Annotated in this window: 6 protein-coding genes and 4 tRNA genes; 3 read left to right on the top strand and 7 right to left on the bottom strand. The window is 53.8% G+C overall.

The genetic code is table 11. The features are described 5' to 3' along the window. Positions 1–591: 591 nt before the first annotated feature. Together G462_RS0113775 and G462_RS0113770 are read left to right on the top strand one after the other, a co-directional pair. Positions 592–1,854, top strand: coding sequence for an MgtC/SapB family protein (locus tag G462_RS0113775; RefSeq protein WP_026959507.1), 1,263 nt, complete (start codon positions 592–594; stop codon positions 1,852–1,854). A 125-nt stretch (positions 1,855–1,979) separates the two neighbouring features. Beyond that, positions 1,980–2,363 carry a DUF3461 family protein gene (locus G462_RS0113770; RefSeq protein ID WP_026959506.1) on the top strand — a complete coding sequence of 128 codons (384 nt, stop codon included), beginning with the start codon at positions 1,980–1,982 and terminating at the stop codon, positions 2,361–2,363. Positions 2,364–2,602: 239 nt separating this feature from the next. Here G462_RS0113770 and G462_RS0113765 read toward each other — a convergent pair. The 4 genes from G462_RS0113765 to G462_RS0113750 all read right to left on the bottom strand — a co-directional run bounded on the left by G462_RS0113765 (position 2,603) and on the right by G462_RS0113750 (position 3,002). Further along, positions 2,603–2,679: transfer RNA gene (locus G462_RS0113765), tRNA-Pro, on the bottom strand. A 48-nt stretch (positions 2,680–2,727) separates the two neighbouring features. Continuing rightward, positions 2,728–2,812, bottom strand: a tRNA-Leu gene (locus G462_RS0113760). Positions 2,813–2,817: 5 nt separating this feature from the next. Further along, positions 2,818–2,893, bottom strand: a tRNA-His gene (locus tag G462_RS0113755). A gap of 32 nt (positions 2,894–2,925) precedes the next feature. Then, positions 2,926–3,002: transfer RNA gene (locus G462_RS0113750), tRNA-Arg, on the bottom strand. Between the two features lie 247 nt (positions 3,003–3,249). On the opposite strand from G462_RS0113750, the gene folD reads away from it, so the two are divergent. Further along, a complete protein-coding gene (folD, locus tag G462_RS0113745; RefSeq protein ID WP_026959505.1) occupies positions 3,250–4,104 on the top strand; it encodes a bifunctional methylenetetrahydrofolate dehydrogenase/methenyltetrahydrofolate cyclohydrolase FolD in 855 nt (284 codons plus the stop codon). A 63-nt stretch (positions 4,105–4,167) separates the two neighbouring features. Here folD and gmhB read toward each other — a convergent pair whose 3' ends face one another. The 3 genes from gmhB to G462_RS23985 form a co-directional block, all read right to left on the bottom strand. After that, a complete protein-coding gene (gene gmhB / locus G462_RS0113740; protein WP_035477734.1) occupies positions 4,168–4,719 on the bottom strand; it encodes a D-glycero-beta-D-manno-heptose 1,7-bisphosphate 7-phosphatase in 552 nt (183 codons plus the stop codon). A 33-nt stretch (positions 4,720–4,752) separates the two neighbouring features. Further along, on the bottom strand, positions 4,753–6,753 hold the full coding sequence (locus G462_RS0113735) for a methyl-accepting chemotaxis protein (RefSeq protein ID WP_026959503.1): 2,001 nt from the start codon (positions 6,751–6,753) through the stop codon (positions 4,753–4,755). Positions 6,754–7,049: 296 nt separating this feature from the next. Then, on the bottom strand, positions 7,050–10,862 hold the full coding sequence (locus G462_RS23985; protein WP_051326751.1) for an ATP-binding protein: 3,813 nt from the start codon (positions 10,860–10,862) through the stop codon (positions 7,050–7,052). Positions 10,863–10,931: the final 69 nt, after the last annotated feature.

Genomic DNA, 10,931 nt, shown 5'->3' with positions numbered 1-10,931 from the left:
TTTTTGTCGCTTCACATCTCGTGAGTGCCCACACAGATTGCTTGATAACTTGTTAAAGAACGTTGCTTCGTTACCGAAGCGAGGTGCGCATTCTACGCTTTCCTCATTCCCAGTCAAGCCCTTTTTTGAAGTTTTTGACCGGTGGTTGCGAGTGCTGTTTCCAGCTTCTCAACCCTGACCTGCTTTCACCGCAAACCCTGTTGCGCCGTGCCGTGTCAGTGGTGGCGCATTATAGGGAGCCGAGGATTTTGCGCAAGGCTTTTTTTGAAGAAAATCACACTTTCGGCGCCAAGCGGTTAGATATTGAGCTATATGTGCAGTTTTGCATAAAAAACACACGTTATTGACGATTGATTAAGCATTAAAGTTTGTAAAAGGCATTTCAAACCGCACTGATTGTTGGCATTAATAGGCGCGAATGCCATTCATTACCCAAACAACCTAATGAGGCCTCAGGCTACACCTCTACTTGCGTCGTCGGTTCTACCGTTCGCAAAGCTGGCATAGCCTTCCCCGTTCTGAGCATTGGCGCACGGATACATGAACATCTGCTAGTTACACTTTAGCTATAGCCCTCCAATAGCCAGCACTATGCAAACTACCGCCTATGCTCCTTTGATGCAGCTCGGTCTCAGTCTATTGCTGGGCTTGCTGATCGGTAGTGAGCGCGGGTGGCAAGAACGGGAGCAGTCCGACGGTCGTCGCGTCGCAGGATTACGTACCTTTATCCTGTTCGCCGCATTGGGTGGCGTGTCCGCTTTGCTAGATAGTCAAAATGGATTCAACGGCCTGCTAATGGGTTTCGTATTCCTCGGCCTGTGCGCGCTAGTTATCGCAGCTCACATTATTAGCGCGGCCAGCGACAACGACCTTGGTATTACCACCGCCGCTTCGGCACTACTCACTTATTGGTTGGGTGTGATGCCGCATTTTGCGCTGTCACTGGAAGCTTCAAGCCTAGCGGTAGTCATTACTCTTCTGCTGCACTACAAGCAAACGATACATCGCTGGCTCAAGCAACTTCAGTCCCCAGAGCTAAGAGGCATGTTGCAGTTTTTAGTGATCGCAGTAGTGCTACTGCCTTTACTTCCAGCACGCACCATCGATCCATGGCAGACAATCAACCCGGCAAAGATTGGCTGGTTGGTGGTACTTATCTCCGGCTTAGGTATGCTCGGCTACTTCGCCACCCGCTGGCTGTCCGCCCGCTTTGGGATCTTGATGACCAGCTTTTTCGGCGGCCTGGTCTCTTCCACTGCAGTTACCGTATCTTTGGCACGAATGCAGCACCGATGGCAAGCTGCTACCACCTTGTCAGCGGCGATACTCTTAGCATGTGGGATGATGTACCTGCGCTTGGCGATAATCGTTGCCTTGTTAACCCCTACCTTGTTTGAACTACTGGCTGCTCCCTTGCTGTGCGCAGCCTTACTATTACTGCTGTGGGCCATTTGGTTGTGGCGTCGCCAGCAAAGTCCAATCCAAACCGTTGACCTGCCACTGCGCAACCCCTTTGAGCTTGGCAAGGCGCTGCAGTTTGCTGCGCTACTCACTAGTGTACTGGTTATTGTTACGCTTACTAAAATGTGGCTCGGTGATGCAGGACTCTATCCCTTGGCCGTTCTCTCAGGCCTAACCGATGTTGATGCTATAAGCCTTTCTTTAGTAGAGCAGTATCAGCAGGGTCTCAGTAGAAAGGTCGCCAGTTTAGGGATCCTGCTCGCCGCTACCAGCAACACCCTAATTAAAGGAGTACTCGCCTGGGTAGCGGGAGGACGGGCTATTGGGATCCACTGCTTGTCAGCTTGCGCAACCGCTGTCGCAATGAGTGTACTGCTTGCCTGGCTGAGTTGACTGTATGCGTAAGCAAATTCCTTCTAAGCTACTGCCCTGACTGAAAAAACTGCTTAAATCTTCACAACCACGGCAGAATTTATAGGCTATCCTGCTAGTAGGAACAGTCGCAATCCGAGGGAACTATGTACAAGAACTTACAGGGAATTGGGGTTAGTAACCCAACCAGCATTGAGCGCTATAGCCTGCGTCAAGAGGCCAATCACGACATCATCAAGATCTACTTTCATAAACAGCGCGGTGAACTGTTCGCTCGTAGCATGAAGCTTAAATTTCCGAGACAACGCAAGACGGTATTGGTCGACGGCGGCCGCGGGACCTATAAGGACGTGTCGGAGATCAACACCAACCTGCGCTTCATCGTTGAAGAGCTCGACCAACTGACCAAACGCGAGCAGGTGGAGCATGATCTGAAAGCAGAAATCCTCAGAGACTTACGCCATTTAGAGAAGGTGGTCTCGAATAAGATGAAAGAGATTGAAGCGAAGTTGGAGCGTTTGAACGAGTAGTACTCATACGCCCAGAAACATGGCGTGTCAAAGCCCGCTGAACTAGCGGGCTTTTTGCTTCCACCAAATACGAAAAAGCCCCGCTCAATGAGCAGGGCTTTCGAAGGTGGTCGGTGAAGAGGGATTCGAGGCCTCACGGCCACCCTCTGCTCCGCTCTTTTCCAGCTTCGCGACGATGCGCTGCTTTCCCTTAACCGAATACGAAAAAGCCCCGCTCAACGAGCAGGGCTTTCGAAAGGTGGTCGGTGAAGAGGGATTCGAACCCCCGACCCTCTGGTCCCAAACCAGATGCGCTACCAAACTGCGCTATTCACCGACAAATTTTGTGACGATACGCTTTGGTACTGCGTTATCCGTCAAATAATGGTGCGGGAGGAGAGACTTGAACTCTCACACCTTGCGATACTAGAACCTAAATCTAGCGCGTCTACCAATTCCGCCACTCCCGCAAAGATGGGGTGAGTAATGGGATTTGAACCCACGACAACCGGAATCACAATCCGGGGCTCTACCAACTGAGCTATACCCACCATCGTACAGACTATGCCATGTCCATAAAGTATGGCACGCCCTGTAGGACTCGAACCTACTACCTACGGCTTAGAAGGCCGTTGCTCTATCCAGATGAGCTAAGGGCGCATTACGATTTACTATTGCAAATCACAGCTATAAAAGCGTTCGATACCTAGTTGGTTAAGCGCGATTACCGCCTCACAACGGTGGCGAATACTACTGCCTCGTTTGGGGAGCGTCAAACCTTTTTTTGCGGAATTGGCCTGAGCGCTCAAACAACACCCAATTTCAAAAGATACTGACTTTTTACGGGCTAGCATGCAAAATAGGCGCTCCTTAACTTCAATCCCACCGTGCTGAAATAAAGGGCATTATGACCGCGCAAATTATTGATGGAAAAAAGACTGCACAAATGGTGCAGCAACAAGTCGCCGAGAAAGTTAAGCAGCGAGTAGACGCAGGTAAGCGTGCTCCTGGACTTGCTGTGATTCTGGTTGGCGCCGATCCGGCCTCTCAAGTCTACGTAGGTAGCAAGCGCAGAATGTGTGAAGCCGTCGGCTTTGTCTCTCGCTCTATCGACCTGCCTGTCGACACCACTGAAGCCGAGCTACTCGAACACGTTGACGCCCTGAACAACGACCCAAGCATCGACGGCATTTTGGTACAACTGCCACTGCCTGAAGGTATCGATGCCGATAAAGTGGTTGAGCACATTCGCCCAGACAAAGATGTTGATGGCTTCCACCCTTACAACATCGGCCGCCTGTGTCAGAAGAACCCTGCCCTGCAGCCATGTACCCCGAAAGGCATTATGACCTTGCTGGAAACCACAGGTATCGACCTGGTGGGTATGGAAGCCGTGGTGGTTGGCGCCTCTAACATCGTAGGCCGCCCGATGCTGCTGGAGCTCCTACTTGAGCGCTGCACCCCAACCATCTGCCACAGCCGTACCAAAGATCTGGAGTTCCACGTTCGCCGTGCTGACTTAGTGGTGGTCGGTGTCGGTATCCCTGAGTTTATCCCCGGTGAGTGGATCAAACCGGGCGCGATTGTGATCGATGTAGGCATCAATCGCTTGGAGTCAGGTAAGTTGGTGGGCGATGTGGAATACGCCACCGCCGCACAACATGCCAGTCATATCACTCCGGTACCCGGCGGTGTTGGCCCAATGACCGTGGCAACCCTGATTGAAAACACCTTGTATGCCTGCGAGACCTTCCACGATTAATCACGCAGCGACATAGAGACAAAAAAGGCGACCCGAGGGTCGCCTTTTTACTGATATCAGCGATTAGCTTTGTAGGATTAGCTCAGACGCTGCAGCCAAATCATCCACCACCTTGGTGGCCAACGCCTCGCCTTCTTCGGTGACCGGCTTACCCGAGCGCACCAACAGCAAGTTGCTTAAGCCCGCAGCTTGACCCGCTTGCAGATCGGCGGGCTTGTCACCGACGATCCACGAGTTCGCCAAATCGATATCCAGCTCTTTGGCGGCATCGAGCAGCATACCCGGCTTAGGCTTGCGGCAGTTACAGTCTTGTAAGTAATCACCCTGGCCTTTGGTTGGGTGATGGGGGCAGAAGTAGATCCCGTCGAGGTCGACGCCGCGGTCCGCCAGCGACCAGTCCATCCATTCGGTGAGTGACATAAACTGCTCTTCAGAGAAGTAGCCTCTGGCGATGCCCGACTGGTTGGTCACCAGCACCAATAGCCAACCCGCGTTCTTCAGCGCTTGCATGGCTTCGATACTGCCTTCGATAAATTCAAAGTCATCGACTTCGCTTACATAGCCATTGTCGACGTTGACCACACCATCGCGGTCTAAAAAGATTGCTGGTTTCACTGCAGCTGCCTGTATCTTGAGTTTGAGCGAAGTTTACAACACAAAGCGACCAATTTGTTGGTTCAATTCGCCAACTTGCTCTTCCAACTCATCGGTTAGCTGCTGACTGGCTTGTGCCTCTGAGGCTGACTGCTGGGAAATATGGGCAATCACCTCCAAGCTATTGGCCACCTCGCCTGCCACCATCGACTGCTCTTCGGTAGCACTGGCGATCGCGTTCACCCGATCGGAGATATCTCCAGCCGTGGTAATCACTTCCCGCAGCGCACTACCGGCCTCGGCTACCACGTTGCGGCCTTGTTCCACCAGCTCAGAGCTGTGATCCATCGCGCTCTGGGCCTGCGAGGTCAGCTCACGGATACGCGCGATCACCTCGGAAATCTCATCGGTAGAGTCACTGGTGCGCCGCGCCAGATTACGCACCTCATCGGCAACCACCGCAAAGCCGCGCCCTTGCTCCCCGGCGCGCGCCGCCTCAATGGCCGCATTCAAGGCCAACAGGTTGGTTTGCTCGGCAATCGCCGAGATAACCTCGGTGATGTTTTCAACTTCTGCGCCAGCTTGGCTTAGCGATGACACCTGCTGGTGACAGCCCTGAACCGCCGACTCAATCTGCTGCATGATGGTGATGGTATCTTCCACCACCCCGCCGCCATCACTGGCCACTTGCCCGCCTCTTAGCGCCTGCTCGGCAGCCGATGAGGTGTTCTCGGCAATCTCTTTGGCCGCCAACGATAGCTGCTCGATGGCAGTAGCGCTTTGCTCAACCTTACCGCGCTGGTTACCCAGTTCGCTGGCAATACCTTGTGAGCGCACTGCCACGTTATCTGCGCCACGGGAGACCTGCGCTACCGCGCTGCCGACGCCGTCGATCAGTGATTTAAGATGCTCTGACATGATATTGATGGAACGAGTCAGCTGGGCCACCTCGTCTTTACCGGTTACCGCCAGCGCTGGCTGAGAAAGGTCGCCCGCGGCAATGGCCTCAGCGCGGGCGTTCACCACCGCCAAGCAGGAAGAGATCTGACGACTTAGCAGCATCACTGCGATTCCACCTACTAGCAGGGCCACGGCAGCTCCCGCGAACACCAACAGCGCAATCAGTTGGCCGCGATGCTCCAGCTGGTCTTCTACGGCAAGTAACTGCTGTTGCTGCTGTTCACTCCACAGGCTTGCCTGCGCCTGCACATCGCTCATTAAGGGCAGCACTTCTTGAGCCAATCGATAGTTGGCAACATCCCAGTTATCGCCGCCGCGAATATCGAACAACTCTTCCACCATGGGGGTGAATATATCCACCAGCTCAACGAATTGCTGCCACAAACGTGCCTGTTCATCGGTAAGCAATGCACTGTTTTGGTTCACCGACTCCACGTAACCTGCGTGGCTGGACATGTAATCTTGGTAGCTGCGACGCTCGGCTGAGTCGCCACTGAGGATAAAACTGCGCAGGGCGGTTAATGCGTTCGCCAGCTCGTTGCGCGCTTCGCTCATATTCGCGACTAACAACATGCGCGTCTTGCGGGTACTGATCCCCGGCAGTGACAACTCCTCTTGGATTACCGAGCTGACCTGGTTCATGGCCTCTTCCGCTAGCGGGGCTAAGTCGTAACGTAGGAGGCTATGTGCAGGCAGGCTGTCATCGGTGTGGGCTAGCTGAGCAATCTCAAATTGCAGGTCTCGCAACTGGCGAAACTTGGCCAGTTGCTGGTCATCCATGGCTTCTCCACTGAGCTCTGCAATCTCATCAAGGCTCAGCTCAATCTCTTGCCAGGCGCCCATTAGCTGCGAGACATAGTCCTGCAGGTGGGCCGGATCGGCGCCATGGATAATGTGAGCACGCAGCGAGCTAAGGGTCAGCTGAAGCTGACTTTCAACCTGGTTGCTCTTGGCCACAATCGGCATCTGAACCTGGCTGACTTGCGCTTGTAACTGATTGACCTGAGTAATCTGCCAGTACACCAGTCCGGCAGAGCCGAACATCAGTACGCCAATAAAACTGAATACAACTAATAACTTCTTGGATATCGACACGCACCTACTCCCTCAGGACGTATAACTGTTAACACCGGAACAATTGACCACCGTTTGCTGTGTCGATAGAGGTGATTTTGCTCGGAAAATCGCCACTAATTTCTACATCAAAAGCTGGCAAAGGTCATAACACTGCCCGAAATGACTGCAATTTTCCAGCCAAGCAGCAACTTATAAGACAGGTTAAAGGGAGACTTGGGAGAGAATTAGGCTAACGAAGTGCGTTTAGAGGGGCTATAAGCGGACCTGCTTTTCCCCGGTCCGCCCAGGTATAAAGTGACAATAAAACCGAACGGTTAGACACTCTCGCGCTGTTGCAGCTGTGCCATCTCGTCGCGGGTGAGCTGGTAGACTTGCTTGAGCTTGGCTGCCAACGGCATGAGGCTTTCGGCATCGCTTTGCTGCTTTGCCAGTCCCTCTAACTGCTTGGCATGATCATGCACCACATGGCCACCAAAGTAGGCGCTACTGGACTTGATACTGTGCGCCAGCCGCTGCACTTCTGGTTGGTTCTGCTGCTCAATGGCGCTGTGCAGCTGGGCTATCATCTCGTCGGTTTCTTCAAAGTACTGCTCGAGTATCAGGCCAAAGTCTTCACCGATGCTCTCGCGCATCTCTTGATACACCTCCAGCTCCACGTGCTGAAGAGCAGCGCCGGCGGCGCTTGACGCCACCTGTTCGCGCGGCGGTTCTGATACCGCCGACTCTGGGCTCAACTGGGCCTGTTGCTCTAGCGACTTTGCTTCTTTTTCTATCGACTTGGCTTGGGCCGCAGCGACTTGATTCTCGATCCGTTCGTTCAACTCATCTACATCCATATCGGGTTTGGTTTTCTTATCCATGGTAACAATCCAGTGTCTCAACACCCGATAGAGCGCCTCGCGATCTATCGGCTTGGAGAGAAAATCATCCATGCCTGCATCGAGACAGGCCTGATAGGCCCCGCGGTGGGCATTGGCGGTTAAGGCGACAATCGGCACGCGCCGTACATCTTTTTCCATGCGCCGGATCCTCATAGTCGCCTGATAGCCATCCAGCTCCGGCATCAAACAATCCATCAGGATTAAGGAGATATCGTCCTTCCACTCTTTATAACGCTCAATTGCTTCCAATCCGTTATTGGCCAACACCACATCCAGACCAAAGCTGTCTAGCATCAAACCCGCCACCCGTTGGTTGACCATGGTGTCTTCCACTAATAGCACTCGGCCAGCAATCGGCGGGAAGGAGTCACCCAACTCACCAACTTCTGCTTGGGTTTGCTGTAACCCCTCGATCTCCTCCTCGGTTAAGGCATCAAGAGGAAGCAAAATTGAAAAGGTCGAGCCTTGCTGAGGTGCGGATTCCAGCTCGATGCGCCCGCCCATCAGGCTCACTAGTTGCTGGGAGATAGCCAGCCCTAAACCGGTACCACCAAAGCGCCGGGTGGTCGAAGAATCCGCTTGGGTGAATGGTACAAACAGCTGTTTTTGGGCCTCTTTTTCAATGCCGATCCCGGTGTCACTGACCTCGATGCACAACAGATGCTCACCCACGGTATTGCTATAGCGGGTGGCCTTGATGCGCACTTCCCCTTGCAGGGTAAACTTCACCGCATTGCTGACCAAGTTCAAAATAATCTGGCGCACCCGCCCCAGATCGCCCCAGTACCAGCGGGGCTTATCCTCGGCATAATCCACATTCACTCGGATGTTTTTGACCTGAGCATGGTGGGAGTAGAGGTGCACCACATCGCTAATCGCGTTGTACAAATTGAACGGTGCCCGCTCCAACTCCAACTTGCCAGCTTCAATCTTGGAGAAATCCAGCATGTCGTTAAGGATGCCCATCAAGGCCTTACTGGAGCTCTCGATGGTTTCAAGATAATCACGCTGACTGGGTTCCAGATGAGTACTTGAGAGCAGCTGGCTCATCCCAAGGATTCCGTTCATCGGCGTGCGGATTTCATGGCTCATCACCGCCATGAATTCACTCTTGGCCACCGAGGCTTGCTCAGCGCGTTGGCGGGCCGATTTAAGTTCTCGCTCGCTGCGCTGGCGCTGCACCACCTCTTGCTGCAACTCTTCAGTGCGGGCACTCACCTGCTCGCGCATGGTATCGATGGCCTTGGCCAGCACTCCCACCTCATCGCTGGCGTTGGTCGGCAGGTTCACCTTAATATTGCGCTCACCAAACAACAGGGTCGCGTTACTCAGATAACGCACCGGCCCGACGATGGTATGGGCGAAGAACCACCCCACGAAGATCACCAGCGCCACCACCGCTATTACCGCCCAAAGCGCTTGCGAGGACGCGCTGCGAGTTGCCGCCAGCGCTTTGCGGTGGTCTTCCACCTGCACCAACTCCAAATACTCCCCGGGCATCCCCGGAAGATAGGCAAAGCGTTGGATGCTGTAGAGGTGGTAGCCGACCTTGATCACCTGTTCATCCACATCCTGAATGGGTGAGTCGAGCAGGCCTTTTAAGCGCGAATAGTTTTGGAACACCGACAACAGCCCTTGGCTGCCATCAAAATCGGTACTCCACAGCAGGTTGCCATTCTTGTCATAGATGGAGTTGGGCAGCTCAGCCTGCATGCCATCTTCGATGGGATAAATAGGGTCGATACTACCCAGCACATCTGGCAAAGACACGTAAATCAATAAAATAAGATTGGGCTGGCCCATGGAATCGACCACCGCTTGGGCCACCTGCCACTGGTGGCTTTCTGAGCCGCGGATGACCTGCGCTTGGGTGCGCAGTGGGCTGCGCCACGCGCGGTTGAGTAGCTCTTGGCTGGGACTGGTTAATGGGCCCTGACTAAGGTGTGAGGACACCTTCCTCACATAGGGCTGCACCAGACCCTCGTCGATGACGTACAGGTGGCCTGCGGCAAAGCTGGGGTTACGCGCCAGCAAGGTATGTAAGCTGTTGCCTAAGCGTTCCTGCCAGTAAGCACGCTCCACCGGGAGATACTCGCCACTGACGTATTGCTGCTCCTGGAACAATTCGAAAGGCGGGATCTGACTAAACTGCTGAACCTGCAAGTACAGCCCGTCGAAGCGGTTTTGCAAACGCACCTGTTGGATATGGCTGCGCAAGTCCAGCTCAACGAACTTCTCCTTCTCCAAGGCCTCCACGAACGAGGCGTAAAAGATGGTATAGGTCACCCCAATCCCCACTACCGACAGGCACACCGCCAGCAAAGCAATCTTGGCGCTGATCTTTAACTGAAAACGCTCCGCCATGGTGAGCTTTCGCTCGCGCGCAGCATCCACTAAGCGGGTGAGCCGCTCATCGTGGCGTGACGCTTGACTGCGCCGATGCAACGACTGCCCGGCCACCAACACTTGCTTGAGGAGCAACAAGTAACACAGTAGCTCGACAACACCCGCCAGCAGCGTCGACATGCCTTCGGAGAAACGGCTGACCGGTAAGATCCAGATATGCACAATGGTGTTACCCAGCAGCATCAGCATCAAGGCGTAATCCACCCCACCACGTTCCCAGCGATGGCGCCAACTGAACAGCAACACCCCACAGATAAAGACCAGCGATACCGAGATATCCACCAGTTGGAAGAACGCCGTGGTGACCTTGTCCATCAATGGCGATACCATCAAATACAGGAAGGTAATATTGAGCACCGAGAACAACAGTGCGCTATTAAGCAGCACCCGCACAATAAGCTTGCCGCCACTACCCAAGCGTTGTTCGCGTTTAATCAGCAGCATCCCGCTAACCAGTACGCTGGCGAGCATGCTGCGCACCATCAGGGTGGACCAATCTTGAAGTTCCGGCAGGGAGGTGTCTATCCAGCCCGCCAATGCCGGGCTAGTGCCGAGCAGTTTGAAGGCGTACAGGCAAAACAGCGCCAGAAAGCCACTGCCGACGATCAGCAAGCGATACTCTTTGCTACTGCGATAACTGAAATACGAGGCCAGGGAGATCGCGCCAACGGCCAGCCATATCAAAATGGTAAACAGCTCGTTTAGCCAACCTGGATAACGCCAGTCAGTAGAGTGGCTAAGGGCTCCGGCGCCCACCAGGCATGCACAAAATAAGATGGCAATCACGCTCAGGCGTTGCGCTTGCCCCGGTAACTTAGGTGAGCCTGCTAACTCGCTCAAACTCTGCATCCTTGAGTATTCATCATCCTATCAGTTTATAGTTAACAATATAGTTGGGTTAGCGGCCAG

This window comes from Aliagarivorans taiwanensis DSM 22990 (assembly GCF_000429505.1).
Taxonomy (GTDB): Bacteria; Pseudomonadota; Gammaproteobacteria; order Enterobacterales; family Celerinatantimonadaceae; genus Aliagarivorans; species Aliagarivorans taiwanensis.
Note: the sequence above shows the minus strand (reverse complement) of the source record. Positions and strands in the feature narration are given on the sequence as shown.